Annotated in this window: 18 protein-coding genes and 4 pseudogenes; 3 read left to right on the top strand and 19 right to left on the bottom strand. The window is 64.6% G+C overall.

Annotation, left to right across the window (positions count from 1 at the left end):
- Positions 1 to 5: 5 nt before the first annotated feature.
- The 5 genes and pseudogenes from ACRSCF_RS19915 to merT all read right to left on the bottom strand — a co-directional run.
- Positions 6 to 524, bottom strand: a pseudogene (locus ACRSCF_RS19915) (Tn3 family transposase); the annotation flags it as partial.
- The gene (locus tag ACRSCF_RS19910; protein ID WP_003098931.1) at positions 488 to 1,003 is read right to left on the bottom strand and encodes a Tn3 family transposase; all 516 of its coding nucleotides are present in this window, start codon (positions 1,001 to 1,003) and stop codon (positions 488 to 490) included. The pseudogene ACRSCF_RS19915 and the gene ACRSCF_RS19910, both read right to left, overlap by 37 nt.
- Positions 1,004 to 1,021: 18 nt before the next feature.
- Positions 1,022 to 2,710 (bottom strand): mercury(II) reductase, encoded by a 1,689-nt coding sequence (gene merA / locus ACRSCF_RS19905; protein ID WP_003098932.1) that lies wholly within the window; start codon positions 2,708 to 2,710, stop codon positions 1,022 to 1,024.
- A 10-nt stretch (positions 2,711 to 2,720) separates the two neighbouring features.
- A complete protein-coding gene (gene merP, locus ACRSCF_RS19900) occupies positions 2,721 to 3,008 on the bottom strand; it encodes a mercury resistance system periplasmic binding protein MerP (protein WP_003116826.1) in 288 nt (95 codons plus the stop codon).
- A gap of 12 nt (positions 3,009 to 3,020) precedes the next feature.
- Entirely contained in the window at positions 3,021 to 3,371 is a 351-nt protein-coding gene (merT, locus tag ACRSCF_RS19895) for a mercuric ion transporter MerT (RefSeq protein ID WP_003116827.1), read from the bottom strand.
- Positions 3,372 to 3,442: 71 nt separating this feature from the next.
- Between merT and merR the strand changes: the two genes are divergently transcribed.
- Positions 3,443 to 3,850: an Hg(II)-responsive transcriptional regulator gene (gene merR / locus ACRSCF_RS19890; RefSeq protein ID WP_003098939.1), complete on the top strand. Its 408-nt coding sequence runs from the start codon at positions 3,443 to 3,445 to the stop codon at positions 3,848 to 3,850.
- A 261-nt stretch (positions 3,851 to 4,111) separates the two neighbouring features.
- On the opposite strand, the gene ACRSCF_RS19885 is transcribed toward merR, so the two are convergent.
- From ACRSCF_RS19885 to ACRSCF_RS19840, 10 genes and pseudogenes are all read right to left on the bottom strand, one after another.
- Positions 4,112 to 4,936: a hypothetical protein gene (locus tag ACRSCF_RS19885; protein WP_003098941.1), complete on the bottom strand. Its 825-nt coding sequence runs from the start codon at positions 4,934 to 4,936 to the stop codon at positions 4,112 to 4,114.
- A gap of 288 nt (positions 4,937 to 5,224) precedes the next feature.
- Positions 5,225 to 5,503 carry a hypothetical protein gene (locus ACRSCF_RS19880; protein WP_003116828.1) on the bottom strand — a complete coding sequence of 93 codons (279 nt, stop codon included), beginning with the start codon at positions 5,501 to 5,503 and terminating at the stop codon, positions 5,225 to 5,227.
- 97 nt (positions 5,504 to 5,600) lie between these two features.
- Positions 5,601 to 6,338 carry a hypothetical protein gene (locus tag ACRSCF_RS19875; RefSeq protein WP_003116829.1) on the bottom strand — a complete coding sequence of 246 codons (738 nt, stop codon included), beginning with the start codon at positions 6,336 to 6,338 and terminating at the stop codon, positions 5,601 to 5,603.
- An 83-nt stretch (positions 6,339 to 6,421) separates the two neighbouring features.
- A complete protein-coding gene (locus ACRSCF_RS19870) occupies positions 6,422 to 7,108 on the bottom strand; it encodes a hypothetical protein (RefSeq protein WP_003116830.1) in 687 nt (228 codons plus the stop codon).
- A 182-nt stretch (positions 7,109 to 7,290) separates the two neighbouring features.
- Positions 7,291 to 7,683 carry a hypothetical protein gene (locus ACRSCF_RS19865; RefSeq protein ID WP_003116832.1) on the bottom strand — a complete coding sequence of 131 codons (393 nt, stop codon included), beginning with the start codon at positions 7,681 to 7,683 and terminating at the stop codon, positions 7,291 to 7,293.
- A 21-nt stretch (positions 7,684 to 7,704) separates the two neighbouring features.
- The gene (locus tag ACRSCF_RS19860) at positions 7,705 to 7,917 is read right to left on the bottom strand and encodes a hypothetical protein (protein ID WP_003116833.1); all 213 of its coding nucleotides are present in this window, start codon (positions 7,915 to 7,917) and stop codon (positions 7,705 to 7,707) included.
- Between the two features lie 337 nt (positions 7,918 to 8,254).
- Positions 8,255 to 8,566, bottom strand: coding sequence for a hypothetical protein (locus ACRSCF_RS19855; RefSeq protein WP_003108988.1), 312 nt, complete (start codon positions 8,564 to 8,566; stop codon positions 8,255 to 8,257).
- A 336-nt stretch (positions 8,567 to 8,902) separates the two neighbouring features.
- Positions 8,903 to 9,361 (bottom strand): annotated as a pseudogene (gene lspA, locus ACRSCF_RS19850) (signal peptidase II); the annotation flags it as partial.
- A 60-nt stretch (positions 9,362 to 9,421) separates the two neighbouring features.
- A pseudogene (locus ACRSCF_RS19845) lies at positions 9,422 to 11,777 on the bottom strand (heavy metal translocating P-type ATPase); the annotation flags it as partial.
- Between the two features lie 110 nt (positions 11,778 to 11,887).
- Positions 11,888 to 12,052, bottom strand: a pseudogene (locus tag ACRSCF_RS19840) (cation transporter); the annotation flags it as partial.
- Positions 12,053 to 12,410: 358 nt separating this feature from the next.
- Here ACRSCF_RS19840 and cadR point away from each other — a divergent pair.
- Complete coding sequence (gene cadR, locus ACRSCF_RS19835) at positions 12,411 to 12,809, top strand: Cd(II)/Pb(II)-responsive transcriptional regulator (RefSeq protein WP_003098965.1); 399 nt, start codon at positions 12,411 to 12,413, stop codon at positions 12,807 to 12,809.
- 67 nt (positions 12,810 to 12,876) lie between these two features.
- Here the strand turns inward: cadR and ACRSCF_RS19830 are convergent, their stop codons facing one another.
- Together ACRSCF_RS19830 and ACRSCF_RS19825 are read right to left on the bottom strand one after the other, a co-directional pair.
- Positions 12,877 to 13,239: a DUF3703 domain-containing protein gene (locus ACRSCF_RS19830; protein WP_196495817.1), complete on the bottom strand. Its 363-nt coding sequence runs from the start codon at positions 13,237 to 13,239 to the stop codon at positions 12,877 to 12,879.
- A gap of 24 nt (positions 13,240 to 13,263) precedes the next feature.
- Entirely contained in the window at positions 13,264 to 13,473 is a 210-nt protein-coding gene (locus ACRSCF_RS19825) for a hypothetical protein (protein WP_014747696.1), read from the bottom strand.
- A 411-nt stretch (positions 13,474 to 13,884) separates the two neighbouring features.
- Between ACRSCF_RS19825 and ACRSCF_RS19820 the strand changes: the two genes are divergently transcribed.
- Positions 13,885 to 14,520 carry a cation transporter gene (locus ACRSCF_RS19820; protein ID WP_003098972.1) on the top strand — a complete coding sequence of 212 codons (636 nt, stop codon included), beginning with the start codon at positions 13,885 to 13,887 and terminating at the stop codon, positions 14,518 to 14,520.
- A gap of 723 nt (positions 14,521 to 15,243) precedes the next feature.
- On the opposite strand, the gene ACRSCF_RS19815 is transcribed toward ACRSCF_RS19820, so the two are convergent.
- Both ACRSCF_RS19815 and ACRSCF_RS19810 read right to left on the bottom strand, forming a co-directional pair.
- The gene (locus tag ACRSCF_RS19815) at positions 15,244 to 17,274 is read right to left on the bottom strand and encodes a DNA topoisomerase III (RefSeq protein ID WP_003116834.1); all 2,031 of its coding nucleotides are present in this window, start codon (positions 17,272 to 17,274) and stop codon (positions 15,244 to 15,246) included.
- A 283-nt stretch (positions 17,275 to 17,557) separates the two neighbouring features.
- Positions 17,558 to 17,998 carry a single-stranded DNA-binding protein gene (locus ACRSCF_RS19810; protein ID WP_003098976.1) on the bottom strand — a complete coding sequence of 147 codons (441 nt, stop codon included), beginning with the start codon at positions 17,996 to 17,998 and terminating at the stop codon, positions 17,558 to 17,560.
- Positions 17,999 to 18,054 lie beyond the last annotated feature (56 nt).

Genomic DNA, 18,054 nt, shown 5'->3' with positions numbered 1-18,054 from the left:
GCACGCTAAGCCGGTTGCAGCGGTCGTAGCGGCCTGAACTTGCCCGCGCCGATCTTGGCGCTGCTGCGCCAGAGGTAATCGCCGGTCAGGTTGATGTGCTCCCAGCCCAGCGGCGACAGGTACTGCAACAGGGCGTCATCGACAGTCTGGCCGTGACCGCGTAAGGCGTTTGAGGCCCGTTCCAGATAGACCGTGTTCCACAACACTATGGCCGCCGTCACCAGGTTGAGGCCGCTGGCCCGGTAGCGCTGCTGCTCGAAACTGCGGTCGCGGATTTCGCCCAGCCGGTTGAAGAACACGGCGCGGGCTAGCGCGTTGCGGGCTTCGCCCTTGTTCAGTCCGGCATGCACGCGGCGGCGCAGCTCGACGCTTTGCAGCCAGTCCAGGATGAACAGCGTTCGCTCGATGCGGCCCAGCTCGCGCAGCGCCACGGCCAGGCCGTTCTGGCGCGGGTAGCTGCCGAGTTTCCTGAGCATCAGCGAGGCCGTCACCGTGCCCTGCTTGATCGAGGTGGCCAGCCGCACCTTGGCGTTGATCGCCTTGCCGGACGCCTGGAACTGCTGCTGATGCTTGTGCTTGGCAGCGTTGAACAGCTTGCCCAGGATGCGGTCGTGCAGGTCGATGATTTCGTCGGTGACGGTGGCCATGCCCTCGATGGCGAGCGCACCAGGGTCGCGTAGCGGCGCTGTGCCTCGAACTTGGCCAGATCGGCGGGCGTCATCTGGCCGCCTTCGCGGGCGATCTTGAGCAGGCGGTTCTGGTGCACCGACCGCTCGATGCCGGAAGGCAGGTCGAGCGCCTGCCAGGCTTTGAGGCGCTCGATGTGTTCGAGTATGTGGCGCGAGTTCGGCTTGACGGGCGACTGGCGCAGCCAGGCCAGCCAGGTCGTCTTGCCGTTGTCGTGGCGCTTGAGCAGATCGTCGAGGCGGTGCCGGTGGGTGGCCGACAGGGGATCGGACAAGGCCGCGTAGATGCGGCGGTTGGCGCGGCTGTAGGCGTTCATCGAACACCTCCCTTTTCCTCATCCGGCGCAACAGGACAGTTGCTTCACGTCCTTGTTGAAGGTCTGCGCCGCGAGCTTCAGTCCCTCGACCATGGTCAGGTAGGGGAACAACTGGTCGGCCAGCTCCTGCACGGTCATCCGGTGGCGGATCGCCAGCGCGGCCGTCTGGATCAGTTCGCCCGCTTCCGGCGCGACCGCCTGTACGCCGATCAGCCGCCCTGAGCCAGCTTCCGCCACCAGCTTGATGAAGCCGCGCGTGTCGAAGTTGGCGAGCGCCCTCGGCACGTTGTCGAGCGTCAGCAGCCGGCTGTCGGTCTCGATGCCGTCGTGGTGCGCTTCCGCCTCGCTGTAGCCCACGGTCGCCACCTGCGGATCGGTGAACACCACCGCCGGCATCGCCGTCAGGTCCAGCGCCGCGTCGCCGCCGGTCATGTTGATCGCGGCGCGCGTGCCGGCCGCCGCCGCCACATAGACGAACTGCGGCTGGTCGGTGCAGTCGCCGGCAGCAAAGATGTGCGGTGCGCTCGTGCGCATGGCGCGGTCGATGACGATGGCTCCCTGCGCATTGACTTCGACGCCTGCCGCTTCAAGGTTCAGGCTGCGCGTGTTCGGCGCGCGACCGGTGGCGACCAGCAGCTTGTCGGCGCGCACTTCCCCCTGCCCGGTGGTGAGCACGAATTCCCCGCCCGCATAGGCAACGTGGCTCGCCTGGGTGTGGTCCAGCACCTCGATGCCCTCGGCGCGGAAGGCGTCTGTTACGGCTTCCCCGATGGCCGGGTCTTCTCGGAAGAACAGCGTGCTGCGCGCCAGGATCGTGACCTGGCTGCCCAGCCGGGCGAAGGCTTGCGCCAACTCGACCGCCACCACGGAGGAACCAATCACGGCCAGCCGCTCGGGGAGCGAGCTGCTTTCCAGCGCCTCGGTGGAGGTCCAGTGGGGTGTGTCCGCAAGGCCCGGGATTGGCGGAAGCGCCGGGCTCGCGCCGGTGGCAATCAGGCAGCGGTCGAAGTTCACCTCGTGCGTGCCGCCGTCAGCGGTCGCCACGGTCAGCGTGCGCGTGTCCCTGAACCGGGCCTCGCCGCGCAGCACGGTGATGGCCGGAGTGCTTGCCAGGATGCCTTCGTACTTGGCATGGCGCAGCTCCTCGACGCGGCCTTGTTGCTGGGCCAGCAGCCGCTCGCGCAGTACAGCGGGCGCTGCGGCCGGCAGGCCAGCATCGAACGGGCTTTCGCGGCGCAGGTGGACGATGTGCGCGGCGCGGATCATGATCTTGGACGGCACGCAGCCGACATTGACGCAGGTGCCGCCGATGGTGCCGCGCTCGATCAGCGTGACGCGGGCGCCTTGCTCCACGGCCTTCAAGGCAGCCGCCATCGCCGCGCCGCCGCTGCCTATCACAGCCACGTGCAGCGCTTGTTCACCGCCAACATGCTTCGTTTCGCCACCGAGCCAGCCCAGCGCCTTGTCTAGCAGGCCGGCAGGCTTGTTCGGCGTGTCGGTAAGCCGTGCGCGATAGCCGAGCGTGGCCACTGCGGCAACCAGCGGGGCCACGCTCACGCCTGCATCCGCCTCGATTTCGGCCTGCCGCTGCGGATAGGACACCGAGGCCGCGCGCACGCCGGGCACGTTCGTCAAAGCCTGCTGGACGTGCTCGGCGCACGACGTGCAGGTCATGCCTTCGATGTGGAGGGTGATCGCCTCGGCCATGATTACGCCCTCACTGCTTGACGCTGGACGGGTAACCCGCGTTTGCGGTGGCCTTGGTCAAGGCGTCGGCATTGGTCTTGGCCTCGTCGAAGGTGACGACGGCCTCCCGCTTCTCGAAGCTGACTTCGGCCTTCTCGACGCCGGCGACCTTGGACAGAGCCGTCTTGACCGTGATCGGGCACGCGGCGCAGGTCATGCCGGGCACCGACAGGGTGACGGTCTTGGTGGCAGCCCAGGCGGGCGCGCTTAGAGCGGCGGCCAGGGCGATGAGGGTGGTGAGGGTGGTGAGTTTCTTCATGGTGATCTCCTTTCAGTAGAACAGCGGCAGGACGTAGGGAAACGCGAGGGCAACCAGAACCAGGGCGGCCACGATCCAGAAGATCACCTTGTAGGCAGTCCGCACTTGGGGCACGGCGCAAACGTCGCCGGGCTTGCAGGCATGGGCTGGTCGGAAGATGCTGCGCCAGGCGAAGAACAGCGCGATGAGCGCTGCGCCGATGAAGATCGGCCGATACGGCTCCAGCACGGTCAGGTTGCCGATCCACGCGCCAGAGAAGCCGAGCGCGACCAGGACAAGGGGGCCGAGGCAGCAGGCCGAGGCGAGGACGGCCGCGACGCCGCCGGTCGCCAGTGCGCCGCAGCCGTTCTTGGGTTCCGACATAAGGTTCTCCTTCCGGGACTTCGCTTGATGCTGTAACGTTACTTCCGTAGTCAACTACGGAGTCAAGCGCCATGGAGAACGCTCAAGAGAATCTGACCATCGGGGCCTTCGCCAAGGCAGCCCGGGTCAACGTGGAGACGATCCGCTTCTATCAGCTCAAGGGCTTGCTACCCCAGCCGGAGCGGCCCTACGGTCGCATCCGCCGCTACGGGCAGGCGGACGTGGCGCGGGTGAAGTTCGTGAAGTCAGCCCAGCGCCTGGGATTCAGCCTGGATGAAGTCGGCCAGCTCCTGAAACTGGAGGACGGCACCCATTGCAGCGAGGCGGCCGAACTGGCTGCTCACCGGCTGGCCGATGTGCGCGCACGCATGGCGGACCTCACGCGGATGGAAGAGGCCCTGTCGACGCTAGTGAGAGAGTGCAACGCGCACCATGGCAATGTTTCCTGCCCGTTGATCGCAGCTTTGCATTGCTGCTAAAGGGCCCACTTCGGCTCTTAGCGTACGATTTTTTTCCGTTTTCTGAGACGACCCCTGATTGGCGATGGCTTCGGTCAGCACGGGGCGCAGGTCAGCGCCTTTGAATCGCAGTGACATGGATGAAATCTCCTGTGTGGAAGAATGAGAAAGGCCTCCATCCGATGGGATGAAGGGCCTGTAGTGCACGCGGCCGGAACGGCTGGAACGCCGTGGCGGATGCCTCGGGTCAGCCGCAGGACCGCCCGGTTTCGCTGCGGGGCGTCATGCCGGGACGGCCTGGCGCTTGCGGGCCGCTTTCGCGTCGAGGATGCTCACGTCGATCTGGCGCCAGCGCCCGTCGTCGATGAGCCTCTCCAGCACTTCGCCGAGCATGTCGAAATACACCTCGTCGTGCCGATCGACCAGTTCGACCGATTCACCGTTCTGACGGTGCAGTTCCACCACGTAGGTGTCTCCGCCGCGGTCGTAGAGGATCGTCACCCGGCCCTCGAACTTCGCGGTCGAGACCGTGAAGCTGATCGCCGGCGGGGTCTCGATGATCTTGGAGGGCGTGGGATCGACCCAGGTGAAGTCGCGGGCACCGGCATCCACCAGCATGTGGGTGATGCGCCGGAAGCGATCGGGGGCCGGCATCTCCTCCAACTGCTCGATGAGCTGGCCCAACTCCATGCACTGCGGCGTGGGAATGGGCAGCTTGGCCGGCGCCGAGCCGAGGATGTGCCTCGTGATGGTGTACGGCGTGCCGTCCGAAGTCTCCTCGGTGATGACCTCCGGCGTGTCCGCGCGCAGTCCGTCGAAGCGACGACGGGCATAGGGTTGGACATGCACCTTGGCGCCTTCGGCAGGAACCGTGGTCACCAGGCTGGGATCGAGCACCGCGAACTCGGAAGGCTTGAGCTTGACGACGATGGCATCGTCGGTCGCGGCGACCACCTTGCCGTCGAAGGGTTGGGGGTCGATGGCGAAGCCCAGCGTTGAGGACAGCGGCTGATCATCGAACACGCGGTACTTGAACGACCGCACGTTGCGGGGCACATGGCCTGCGACCAGCGAAGGCATCATGGATTTGATGAGGGAACGATCCATGGGGAAACTCCTTGAGGAAAAACAAGGGATTCCCCGCCCGCAAGGGAGAGGTCCCTTGTGGGTGGCGTGGATGGACGCGGTAGGTCCGTAGGAAGAAACGACCAGCACGGTTTCCCGCGCTTGCAGCCTCGAAGGTCTCGACTGCCTGGGCATGTGCCGGCAACGCCGACGAACATGGGGCAAGCATGGCCCTGGGGCGGTCTGCCTGCCCGCAGGAAACGGCACCGCACCACAACCGTTTTCCTGTGCTGCGGGCAAGAAAAAGCCCCTCGAAAGGGGCTGGAGGAATCAGGCTTGGTACACGAAGTAGTGCTCGCGCTGACGCGGAAAGAACACGTGTTTCCACGTGTCGCCGCTTGTGTTGCCACCGTCGAAGACGACCATTTCGTAGTCGTCCACGTCGGTGTCCACCAGGTCGGCGCTGGCGATATGGCGCATGTGCAGCGTGCCGCTCATGCGCTCGAATACCAGGATCTGGCCGATGGCATCTTCCTGGCTCATGGCGTTGACGCAGGCTCCGAGTTGGTGCTCGAAGTCGGATGCGGGTGTGATGAGGTCGGGGAACATGGGATCGCTCCTGTGAAAGTGCGCCGGCCCGGCTCTCTGGCGGGAGACCGGGCCGGCATGCGGTGAGGACAAGGAAGGCCGGGGATGTGTGTGGCAGCTATTCGCCGGCCAGCGATAGGCCCGGCAACACGGGTGCGTCGGCATCGAGGATGAGGATGCGCACGTCGGCCTGGCCGGCCAGTTCAAGGATCTGTGCCAGCTCGTCCGGCATGCCCTTGCTGCGGTGCTCCTGCCGAAGCTGCTCGGCGGCGATCCCCTCGACGTCCTGCAGGTGCTGGTCCGTCCAGGGCGTGGAGATCAGCTTGACGCCGATCGCCGGGCTGTAGGGAATCCGGAACGCGATGAACAAAAAGGCCTCCGGCGTCGCGAGGTCAGCCAGGTTGGCCAGGTACTGGCCGGTTTCGCGGCTGATGTGCGCGCTGCTGATTTCCCAGCACCGGCTGTAGTAGCCGGTCTCGAAGCTCAACCGCTGCACGACTTCCCGTGCGGCCTCGGCCGAATAGGTGTCGCCAATGTGGACGGGGCGGCCGTCGAAGTCGTCGCCGTGGATCGCGTACACCACGGCACCCACCATGCCTTCGCCGCTGCCCCCTTCAGCCGCGTCGCATTCGGCGATCAGTGCGGCGCCGACAGGTTCGGTGCCAGTCCTGACCACCGCGAAGTCGCTGGTGATGATGCAAGGAGAAGAAACCAGCGCCGCGTCGCAGAGGTGCTGCTGGCTCGGGTGGATGTTTCGCCAAACATGCGGGCTTCCGTCCTCGTAGCTGATGGACAGCGTGCGGACGATTTTCAGATTCCAGTAGCCGCGTAGAAAGGGATTGGGATTCTGGGACATGGGATTTCTCCAACAGAATAATGATGGAGCAAATCCCCGCCACCGGGAATTGACCCCGGTGGGTGGAAAGAAAGGAAACAGCGTCAGGTGACGCTGATCGTTGGCGTTTGGGCCAATCGCTCGGCGACGCGCCGGCGCAAATTCATGCGGAATGGCTCGTCGCTGACGCCCGCCAGCAGATTGATGGTCTCCAGCGCGATCAGGGCCGAAGCCTCTTCGATGTCGGCGGCCACAATGGTCTTGCGCAATTGGTCGCCGAGCTGGAGGGCCTGGGAGGAGGAGCTGATGAAGCGGACCTCGCGGCTCAGGTAGCAGCCGTTGCCGCCGAACTCGAACAGCCGCGGCTTGCTGCAGTACCAGCAGCCCTCGAACTGGATGGCGGTCAGGTGGTGCCCGTCATCGAACCGGGTGGCGATCAGAAACAATGCGTCGAGATCGGCGGTGTCCTCGAACGAATGACGGTCGATCAAGTTCCCCAGCTCTTCGTCCTCATCGGCACGGAAGTGCACGGCGAGCAGTTCGAGCAGCGGCGGGATCGACAGCCCTTCGTCGTCCGGCATCGGAATACCGAGTTGCGTGGCCAGGTCTTCCAGGCCATCGAGCACGTCCGGCCATTGCGGATTGGTGGTCTCGGCGATCTGGGCGATGTAGGCCTGCCCGTTGCCGGGGTGGCTCTCGTCCAGCGCGAAGGCGCCGAACAGCGCCTGGATGACGGGCGTCACACGGTCGAGCACGAGAACGCCGGTGGCTTCGTAGTAGTTGTTGGCCATGAAGGCTCCTTTCGATGAATGAACGGAGCCAGCCCTTGCGGACGATGGCATCCGCAGGGGAAACCGCCTGATGCCGGATGGCGCTGGGCGGGGAGAAAACGCGAGGGACATGGCCTCGAACGAGGCGCATGTCCCTCATGGGGTCCCGTGAACGCAGTGATGAAGGTGTGCCAGGGACCGGCTCACCAACCGCTGTAGTTCAGCAGCAGGTCGGCGATCACCTGGCGACGTTGCAGATCGAGACCATCGAAGTCCGACAGTCCTTGGAAGTGGCAGCGCTTGAGCATGGCACCGCCCTCGCGCGCGTTGTAGAAGCTGAACATGGCGGACAGGAACATGCGTTCCCCGCTGCTCAGGACGCCGAGTGCGTCGTTGGCACGCAGCATGTCGGGACGCAGATCCCACTTGCTCTTTGCCTGGTTCAGGCCTTCGCGCGTGCCGTCGCCAAACCATTGCGGGCCTGCGATCTCGACGCCGCGCTTCCAGACCTCGAAGAAGGCTTGGGGCGCGGCGGCGAAATGCTGCTCTTCCCGCATGATCTGATCGACGACTTCCTGGGGCAAAAGCTGGTTCATGACGTGGTTCCTCCAGTTGGATCAGGGTGTGGCGAGCTGGGACCAGCCGCCTCTTTCGAGGGCACGTTGAGCCGCGGCATAGCTGCGGAAGTACTGGCAGGATTCCCGCGAAACGGGACCTTCTGTATCGCGCGTGCCGATGTAGTGGCCGGCGGCGCTATGCAGGATTTCGAGCGGCAGGAACTTGCCGCAATGGATCAAGGCCAACTGGCCGAAAGAGGCTTGCTGGGACATGGACGGGCTCCTTGGAAAAAGCGGGGCCTCGTCCCTCACGGGATGGCAGCTCCCGCACGCGGTTGAGAAAAAAGCATCGGCGTCACGGGTGACGCGCGTCCGCAGACTCGATGCGATGGCGGACTGGCGGGTAGCGCGGAAAGAATCCGCGGCAGCCTGGAAACTCTGGCTGCTGGCATGGTGCTGACGGATCAGCGACACATGCGGGCAGCTTCATGCGCGAGGCGAGCCGCGTCAGCCGGAAATCGGCATTTGCAACAGCCCCGATTGGCGAACGCGGAAAAAAGAAAGCCCCGCAATAAGTGCGGGGCTGTCAGGAGGATGAGGCGAAACTGGGTCAGCGAGGCCTGTCGCCCAGTACATGCTGCTTCCACAGGGCGAATGCCTCGTCCGGTCCCAGCTCTGCGAGGATGACGATGGGCTGGCCCCGACGGGCACGCAGCGATGCGAAATACGCTGGCCGGTCGGCGATGGCGTTGAGCTTGATGCCCTTTAGGAACAGCAACTGGCGGGGGCGAACTTTGGTGGTAACGCAGGCATGATTGCGCTTGTTTGGGGCAAAAGGGCCAGCGAAGCGGGCGGACACGGCCAGAAAACCGCGACGAACTACTTGTACTTGCCAGGCGAGGCGAACGGGTGACATCAGCATATCGCTATGCGGTAAAGAAGACCGTCCTAAAGCTTGCAGGATCCCGGCATAGCTTCATCATCACCTCTCCGTGACGGCTCATTGGAACGAAAAAGGCCAGCATCGCCGTGATGGACTTTCATAATTGCCAGGTCAACTGGCTTGCGTGCTGTTTATTCACAGCAAGGCATTGCGACGTCGTTGCAGCAATCGCCGCCATCGCAACAGGGCGTTGCAGCAAAAGCGGCGGTGGGCGCTAGCATGAGGGCCAAGCCGCGGCCGCTCATGCTGGGGGCCGTTCTCTTCAGATTGGTGTCCTGCACCGTGTGCATTGCGAATTTCCGGATCGTCCCAATGTCACTGGGACTCCTTTGTGGCGGCCGGGTTCTCCACGCTCATGAACGACTGGGCCACCAGCGCGATCGCCCCGCCCACGATGGCCATGTCAGCGATGTTGAAGGCGGGCCAGTGCCAGCCGTGCAGGTGAAAGTCGATGTAGTCGATAACGTGCCCGCGCGTGGCGCGGTCGAACGCGTTGCCCAATGCGCCGCCCAGAATGAGGCTGTACGAAAGGCCTTCCGTTTTGCGCAGCGGCCGGGAGAGCAGCCATGCGAGCCATGCCGATATTGCGAACGCGATCGCCAGAAAAAACCACCGCTGCCAGCCGCCCGCGCCAGCAAGGAAGCTGAACGCCGCGCCGGGATTGAGAGCGTGAACTAGGTTGAAGAATGACGCCACCTCGTGCGACCAACCCAAGGGAGTTGTCGCGTCAATGTAGCTCTTAGCTGCCTGATCGCCGGCGAATATAACGATCGCGAGTGAGTACCACTGCGTCTTGCGAAGAGATGGTTCATCCATTGTTCGTGCCGCCTTGAACTTCAGGAGGCGCAGCCCATTGACGACAACCAAAAGACTTGCCCCCATGTCAGCGAACACAGCCATCCACATGGTGGCATGCCCTGTGAACGTCAACGCAAGGAACACCGCCTTGATGCCAAGGGCCAGAACGATGTTCTGCGTGAGGATCGCCGCAGTGCTACGCGACAGCCGGATGAAGGCGGGGATCTTGCGCAGGTCGTCGTCCATCAGGGCGACGTCGGCTGTTTCGATCGCGGTGTCGGTGCCGGCCGCGCCCATGGCGAAGCCGATGTCGGCACGGGCGAGCGCGGGCGAATCGTTGATGCCGTCGCCCACCATGCCCACCTGGCCCTCGCCGCCGACCAGGCTTTCGATGGTCTTGAGCTTGTCTTCGGGCAGTTGGTCACCACGGGCTTCAGAGATTCCGACCTGGGCAGCGATGGCCGCGGCCGTGTGCTGGTTGTCCCCCGTCAGCATCAGCGTGCGCACACCCAGCGCCTGCAGGTCGGCCACCGCCTCACGGCTGGTTTCCTTCACGGTGTCGGCCACTGCAAAAATGCCGAGCACGGTCGCATCGTCCATCAGCAGGATCGCTGTCTTGCCTTGGCGCTCCAGGGTCTCCAGCCGAGCCTGGAGCGTCGCTTCGCTCAGGCCCAGCTCCTGGGCGAGCCTGTGGTTGCCCATGTGCAACATGCGCCCGGCGACGCGGCCGCGCACGCCGCGGCCAGGCAGCGCCGCGAAGTCGTCGACCTCGTGCAGCGCGATGCCGTCACGGTTCGCCTTGCGGGCGATGGCCTGAGACACAGGATGGTCCGAGCGTGCCGCGAGGCTTGCGGCCCAGGCGGCAACTTCCTGCGGCTCGCCGATCAGCGGCACGAAGTCGGTCTGCTCGGGCTTGCCATGTGTGAGTGTGCCGGTCTTGTCCAGGGCCAACGCCTTGAGCTTGCGCCCGCCCTCCAGGTAGACGCCACCCTTGATCAGGATGCCGCGTCGGGCGGCAGCGGCCAAGCCGCTGACGATGGTGACCGGCGTGGAGATGACCAGAGCGCAGGGGCAGGCGATCACCAGCAGTACCAGGGCCTTGTAGACCCAGTCAAACCATGCGCCGCCGAAGGCGAGCGGCGGCACGACGGCAACCAGCACGGACACCGCGAACACCGCCGGCGTGTAGACGCGGGCGAACTGGTCGACGAAGCGCTGCGTGGGCGCACGGCTGCCCTGCGCGGACTCCACGGCATGGATGATGCGCGCGAGCGTCGAGTCGCTGGCGCCTGCGGTCACCTTGTATTCGAAAGAGCCGGTCTCATTGATGGTTCCGGCGAAGACCTGGTCACCTTCGGCCTTCTCGACGGGCAGGCTCTCGCCGGTGATGGGCGCCTGGTTGATGGCCGATCGACCCGAGGTGATCAGGCCGTCCAGTGCGATGCGCTCGCCAGGACGCACGCGGACCACCGCGCCCTTTGCGACCTCCTTGGCCGGCAGCTCTGTCCATGAGCCATCGGCCTGCCGCACGGTCGCGGTCTCGGGCGCCAAGTCCATCAGCCCCCGAATGGCGTTGCGGGCGCGGTCCAGCGACTTCGCCTCGATCACTTCCGCCAACGCGAACAGGAACATGACCATGGCGGCCTCCGGCCAGTGGCCGATCGCCATGCCGCCGGTGACCGCGATGGCCATCAGGGCGTTCATGTTCAGGTTGAGGTTCTTCAGCGCGATCCAGCCCTTCTTGTAGGTGCTGAGGCCGCCGGTGAAGATCGAAACCAGTGCCAGCACGATCACGGCCCAATGATTGCCGTCGTTGACCCAGTACACGCCTTCGGCGGCCACCGCCGCAACGCCCGAAACCGCCATCGGCCACCAATTGGTCTTGTGCGCGGCCACCGGGGCATCGCGCGGCTCATCAGTCCTCTGGACCTCGGCTTCCATGCCCAGCGATTCGATGGCTTCGACTGCCGGCTTGATCGCGTCGGGTGTGTGCCGAACCGTGAGCGTGCGCTGCATCAGGTTGAAATCCATTCCCTGCACGCCCGGCATGCCTTGCAGCTTGCCGCGGATCAGACTTTCCTCGGTCGGACAGTCCATCTTCGCGATGCGAAGTACCGTGGTGGCTGTCTGCATGTCCTGCCGCGCAGCCTGCATTCCAATGGAAGCAAGCGCCTTCTCGATCGGCGCTGAGGTCGCCAGCGTGTGCTGGACTCCCAGCACACGCTGCATCAGATTGAAGTCGAGCGCGGTCACACCCGGCAGCTTGCCCAGCCGGTCGCGGATCAGCGCTTCTTCCGTCGGGCAATCCATGTTCTCGATCCGGTACGTCACCCGCTCGCCGATCGGCGGCGCGGAAACGGCAGCGGTTGGTTGCTGCTGCAGGGCCGAGGATGGGATCACAGCCGCGGCTTCGATCGGCCCCGTGTGGCCGAAGGTCTGCTCCTTGGCGCGCATGCCGATCGAGGCCAGGACCTGCTCCATCTGCGCGCGTGCCTGAGCGAGGTGTTTCACCGACAGGGTGCGCTCAGCGAGGTCGAAGTCGAGGTCCTGAATTCCCTCGACTGCCCCGAGGTGCGAGCGGATGAGTTTCTCCTCGCTCGGGCAGTCCATGTTCTCGATGCGGTAGGTGGTCGACACGGCGGCGTCTCGGACAGCCTGAGCCTTCATGCCCACCGAATTCAGCGCTTGCTCCAAGGCATCGGCCGAGACTTCGCGGTGCGAAATGGTCAACAAACGCTGCGGAAGATCGAACAGGAGCCGCTCGACACCGGGCATGCCCTCCAGCGTTCGCCGCACCAGTGCTTCCTCATTGCGGCAATCCATGTTGCTCACGTGGAAAACGGTGGTTTCAGTGCTGGCCTGCTCACTGGCGCACGCCGTCTGTTGGCCATTGCCGCCGGAGCAGGCGCATGGGCTGGAAGGTTCTTTGTTCATAGATCGCTCTTCATTGACAAGGTTTTCCCCGGATGCCATCATTAGAAAACCTCTAGTAGATATAGAGTCAAGTTTTTTATAGGAAGCAACCATGATGCGGATCGGTGAACTGGGCAAGAAGGCAGATTGCTTGGTGCAGACCGTGCGCTTTTACGAGTCAGAAGGCTTGCTGCCCGAGCCTGCACGTAGCGAGGGCAACTTCAGGCTCTATGACGAAGTCCATTTGCAGCGCTTGCTGTTCATCCGCCGCTGCCGGGCGAAGGACATGACGCTGGATGAGATCCGTCAACTGCTGAACTTACGGGATCGGCCAGAGTTGGGCTGCGGCGAGGTGAACGCGCTGGTCGACGCTCATATCGCGCAAGTGCGGACCAAGATGAAGGAATTGCGCGCCTTGGAGCGCGAGTTAATGGATCTGCGACGCTCCTGCGATAGCGCCCGAACCTCGCGCGAGTGCGGCATTCTCAACAGCTTGGCCGAGCCCGCCTGAAGCTCGAGCGTGTCATCGGTGCTGGAAGTGATCGGGTCCAGTTCTGAGAGCCACGTGCCGCGCTCCATCATGCGAAAGCGCGCGATTCTGACGTTTTGAGACGGCGTGCGACCGAGGGCGTGGCCCACAGGAGCCAGCGCGAGCCGGACGACCTGCGCGCCGCAATCTCCGCCACCTTACGGGTTCTCCAGGCCAGACCGAGCATCGCGGCGTGGCTGCGCAGGTGCAGGTGCAGGCCAAGGTAGCAGTGCGCCACGACGCGGCCCGACTCATGGGCACGCCACGCAACTCGCGATCGCTTCGCAAGAAGCCGCAAGGCCCGACTCGCGCAAGAATGCGACGTGGGCAAGATCGTATAGCCAGCAGCGCAAGCGTTTGCCGCTGCTGGCCGGCTCCGGAAGGGATAGACAAGCTGCGGGCCGTAGTCCATTGGAAAGTCCATCTTTCTTGAGTGTCACTCTTTGGCGCCCAGCGTGTGCTTTTGCGACCGGAAAGCGCTGAACAAGTGGCCCCCGGGCATCCAGAAATCGCCGTAGTTGACTTGGGCGTCTTCGTGCTCACGCTTGTGATGCCAGCGATGGGCTTCAGCCACCCCGATCAACAATCCCAACGGCCCGACCCGGTATCCCAGATTGGAGTGCTGGAAGGCCAGATGCACGACCAAGAAGCCGAGCCATGCGCCGACGGCCAACCACAGCTTGGAACGCCGCTACTGGCTCAACGGGGAGTGGAAAGGCCGCCCGCCCTCTAGCAAGGCGGCACAAGCGAGCGCGACGATCACTGTGAGTAGCTCCGTCGGAAAAGACGGCCGGCCGGTCGCGAGCTCGCCGAAGAGCACAACCGCAGTGGCGCCACGGATCAGTGGATAGCAGCCATACCGGATGACAGTCGCAATGAAGGGGGCGCATTGGTGCTCATCTGTTCTGTCCTAAAGCTCTGACTGGATTGGAAAACCTTCTAGCTACGGTAGAGTCAAGGGCGTCCGGGAAGACCCTGTGGCAAGTTCGTTGCATCTGCGCCTTGACTCTCCAGCCGCTACAGGCTTCAGCATCCATCGATTTGGAAGGAACAATGCATGGCTGAAAACCACAGAAATCACGAAAACGACGAGTTGGGCCGCCTAGATGCGAGCGATGCGAAGGACCGAAAGATTCTTCTGACTGTGTTGCTGATCAACCTGACGCAGTCCGCCGCCGGCATTGCCCTTGGCATCTGGGCTGGCTCTACGGCGCTGATGGGCGCCGGGTTGGACAACCTCGCCGATGCGTCGGTCTATGCGGTTAGCCTGTATGCCGTCGGTCGTGCGGCAACGGTCAAGGTGGGCGCGGCCCGCTTGTCGGGTTTCTTGCTAATCGGCCTGGCCGCGCTGCTGCTGTTGGAAGTCCTACGCCGCTTCGCTGGAGGGGAAGAGCCTGTCGGCCCAGCCATGATGGCCATGGCCGCGCTGAACGCGGCTTTGAACCTAGTGTGCCTCAGACTACTGCGCCGCCATCGCGGGGAAGATGTGAACTTCAAGGCGTCAGCGATCTTTACCAGCAACGACTCCATCGTCAATGGTGCGATTGTGCTGTCCGGGGTGCTGGTGATGGGGTTCGGGTCGAACATCCCGGATCTGGTGCTGGGCGTCATCGTGGCCGCAATCGCAGCGAATGGGGGGCGGGAAATCCTGCGCGAAGCATCGGAAACAGCTCGCCGTAAGGCGGGCACATAAGGCATGTTTTCGCCCAGTTCATCCCGAGGTTTACCTCTGCAAAAGAGGTAGTCCAGCCTTTGGGCTACGGCCTCGGCTGCAGCCGAGCGTACCATTGGCGATGGCCGCGCGATAGGCGGGCATGCCGTTCTCGACCTCCGTCTGCCGTACAGCAGCGGTGCGCAAGGTTGAGGGTGCATGTCGTCTCTCCTGTTCGTGTGGCCCAGGCCAATGGCCGGGCCGGGACGTTGATGGGCAGGAGAATGGCGCCGAAGGCCCAACGGCCTTCGGCTCGGGAGAAAAGAGGAACCACCCGTGGGCTGATTGGCAGGCCCGGTCGTCGCTAGAACCGTCTGCTCATCAAGCAATCACACCCGGCCCATGTCGTGGCTGGGGCCGGCATCGTCTGGCGCACATCCGCGCACAAAGGGAGCCCGTTTTTGCACCGGCGGGCACCGGCACCGATTACCGCTGACCACGAAGGGTCTCCCGGTGGCTCGTGCAGCCTGGCAAGCCACCGGGAGACCCTTCGCAGAGGGCGGAAGAAACGCAGATCAACAGAACGCGCGTGGTGCGGCTCGCAGAGAAGCTACCTTCAGGTCCCGCGGCCGGGGACGGCTGGGCGGGACGCGCACACGGATCAAGAAGGCGTTGCGCGCTGGGCGTCCCGCAGGGCATGCGGCGGAGTGCGGGACAGGGGCCACGCCGCCGAAGGCGGGCACGGCTCACGGGGAACGGGGGCGGTCAGGAGCCTTTGCGGCCGCTACGGCGCGGGCGCGAGGCGCCGCGCTTGGAGCTGCCGGATTCGACTGGCAGCGTGCCTTTGCAGTCCGGGTAGCGGCTGCACGACCAGAACGGGCCGCTCTTGCCGCTGCGCTGGCGCGTGGGTGCGCCGCACTGCGGGCATGCCGGCCCTTGGGGAACCTTGATGGACAGGGAGGCGCTGCCGTACTGCGCAATCAACTGCGAAATCCACGCGGCCTGCTTGCCGATGAACACGTCCAGGGTGAGCTGTCCGGCCTCGATCATGTCGAGCGCCTGTTCCCAGACGGCGGTGGTGCCAGGGTCGGCAATCGCCGCAGGCACGGCATCGATCAAAGTGAAAGCCGCATCCGAGGCGCGGATGGCGCGCCCCTTCTTCACGAGGTAGCCGCGAGCGATCAGGCCGCCGATGATGTTGGCCCGCGTCGCTTCGGTGCCGATGCCAACCGTATCCTTGAGCTTCTGCTTCAGGCGGGGATCGGACACCAGCTTGGCGACGCCTTTCATGGACTTGACCAACTCGCCTTGCGTGTACGGTTTGGGCGGCAGCGTCTTGAGTGCCTTGAGATCGACGTCGGCCACCTGGCATGCCAGGCCCTCATACAGTTTCGGCAGCGCGGGCAGCACCTGGGCGCGGACCGCAGTATCGCCCTCGCCATCACCGTCTTCGGCCTGCGGCTCGGCGAGCACCTGGCGCCAACCCGGGATGACAACCTGCTTGCCCGTGGCCGCCAGGTTCTGCCCCCCGCACGAAAACTTGGCCACAGTGCGGTCGAACTCGTGGTGAGGGAGGAACTGCGCCAGGTAATGCGACCGGATGAGCCTGTACACGGCCAGTTCCTTCTCGCTCATGGCGGAGAGCTTCGCCGGTTCGAGCGTCGGGATGATGCCGTGGTGCGCCGTGACCTTGCCATCGTTCCAGGCGCGCGAGCGCTGCGAGCGGTCGAGCTGGCCCATGATCGAGCGCAGCGAGGGATCGGTCTTGAGCAGGCTGTCGAGAACGGTGGGCACTTCGGCAAACATGCTCTCGGGCAGGTAGCCGGAGTCCGAGCGGGGGTACGTCGTGGCCTTGTGCGTCTCGTACAGGGCTTGGGCAATCTCCAAGGTTTCCTGCACGTCCAGCCCAAGCTGCTTGGAACACACTTCCTGCAAGGTGCCCAGGTCGAACGGCAGCGGCGGGCCTTCGCGGACACGCTCAGTCTCCACCGACACGACGTGGGCACTGCCCGCAGCGCGGATCTGCTGCATGGTCTGCTGTGCGACCGGCTGCCGCAGGCAGCGGCCTGCGTCGTCGGTGCACGCATCGGGTGGAACCCATTGCGCGGCGAAAGTCGAACCGCCTGCGAACAGGGACACGGCGATGGCCCAGTATGGTACGGACACGAAGCGCGCGATCTCGCGGTCGCGGTCCACAACGAGCTTGAGCGTCGGGGTCTGTACGCGGCCGACCGACAGCACGCCGTCGTAACCCGCCTGTCGCCCCAGCACCGTGAACAGCCGGCTCAGGTTCATGCCCACGAGCCAATCCGCACGGGAGCGCGCCAGCGCCGAGTGGTACATCGAAAGCGTCTCGGCCGAAGGCCGCAGCTTGCCCAGTGCCGCCCGAATGGACGCATCGTTGAGCGCCGACAGCCACAGGCGTTCGATGGGGCCGCGGTAGCCGCAAAGCTCCACGATCTCGCGGGCGATCAATTCGCCCTCGCGGTCGGCATCGGTGGCGATAACCAGGTGAGTCGCCTTCGCCAAGAGCGCCTTGACGACCTTGAATTGCGTGGCGGTCTTCGGTTTGACCTCGACCCGCCAGTGCTGGGGAATGATGGGCAACTGCTCAACGGACCATCGTTTGAGCTGCTCGTCGTAGGCCTCGGGCGGCGCCGCCTCCACGAGATGGCCGATGCACCAGGTGACCGTGACGCCGGAACCGTTGAGGCAGCCTTCACCGCGCTGCGTGGCGCCGAGAATCCGGCCAATGTCTTTGCCCTGGGAGGGCTTCTCGCACAAGAACAGCCGCATATCCGTCCATCCCGATTCCTGTTGTTCATGGAGTTGCTGGGATCGAGGATGCCGAGCGCAGCCCCTGGCAGCAGCAAACAAGCCGCATGCGGCAGCGACCGCTTTCACGCCGATGAAATGGCGAGTGCGGGGAAGGTGCGTGGCCGGAAGTGTGCGGGCCGAGAGCCGCGATTTCCGGGAGCGCGCGTGGAACTCGGTGGACGTTGGTGGAGCTATCCCCTGGGGATAATTCGCAGCGCATGGAGGGCGGCGAAGCACTGCGGCAGCCGCCCTCCATGCCCGATCACTTCCTGCGCTTGGTCTCTTTCGGCGCCGTCGATTCCTGGGTGGCCTGGGGCTTCGGCTCTGCCTCCTGTGGCTTCGGGCTGAGGGCCACAGACTCGATGCGGTACGGCAGGATGCCGACACTGCGCGCGTTGACCTGCCAAGTCTCACGCGGCTGATCTTCGTTGTCCGTCCAGGGGTCGCGCTCCATGCGGCCGACGACCAGCACCCGCATGCCCTTCTGGTAGAGCTGCTGCCAGCGGTCGGCGTCGTGGTGCCAGAGTTCCACCGGCGCCCAGAAGCCGCCGCGGTCCTCGAACTCGCCGCCCTTGGTGGGGACGGGGTTGTCGAAGTACACGTTCAGCCGGAGCAACCGGCGAGGATCGTCGTTGCCATTGGGGAATTCGCGGTACTCGGGAGGCGATCCGATGTTGCCCTCGCCGATGAATTGTGTGCTCATGTTGGAATCTCCGTGGTGGTTGAAATACCCGTGCCTCGTTGGGCTCGGGCGCGTGC

Origin of the sequence: Delftia sp. 11MD, from assembly GCF_050907895.1 — a bacterium.
Classification (GTDB): Bacteria; Pseudomonadota; Gammaproteobacteria; order Burkholderiales; family Burkholderiaceae_C; genus Comamonas; species Comamonas tsuruhatensis.
This window is presented reverse-complemented; position numbering and strand designations above follow the sequence as displayed.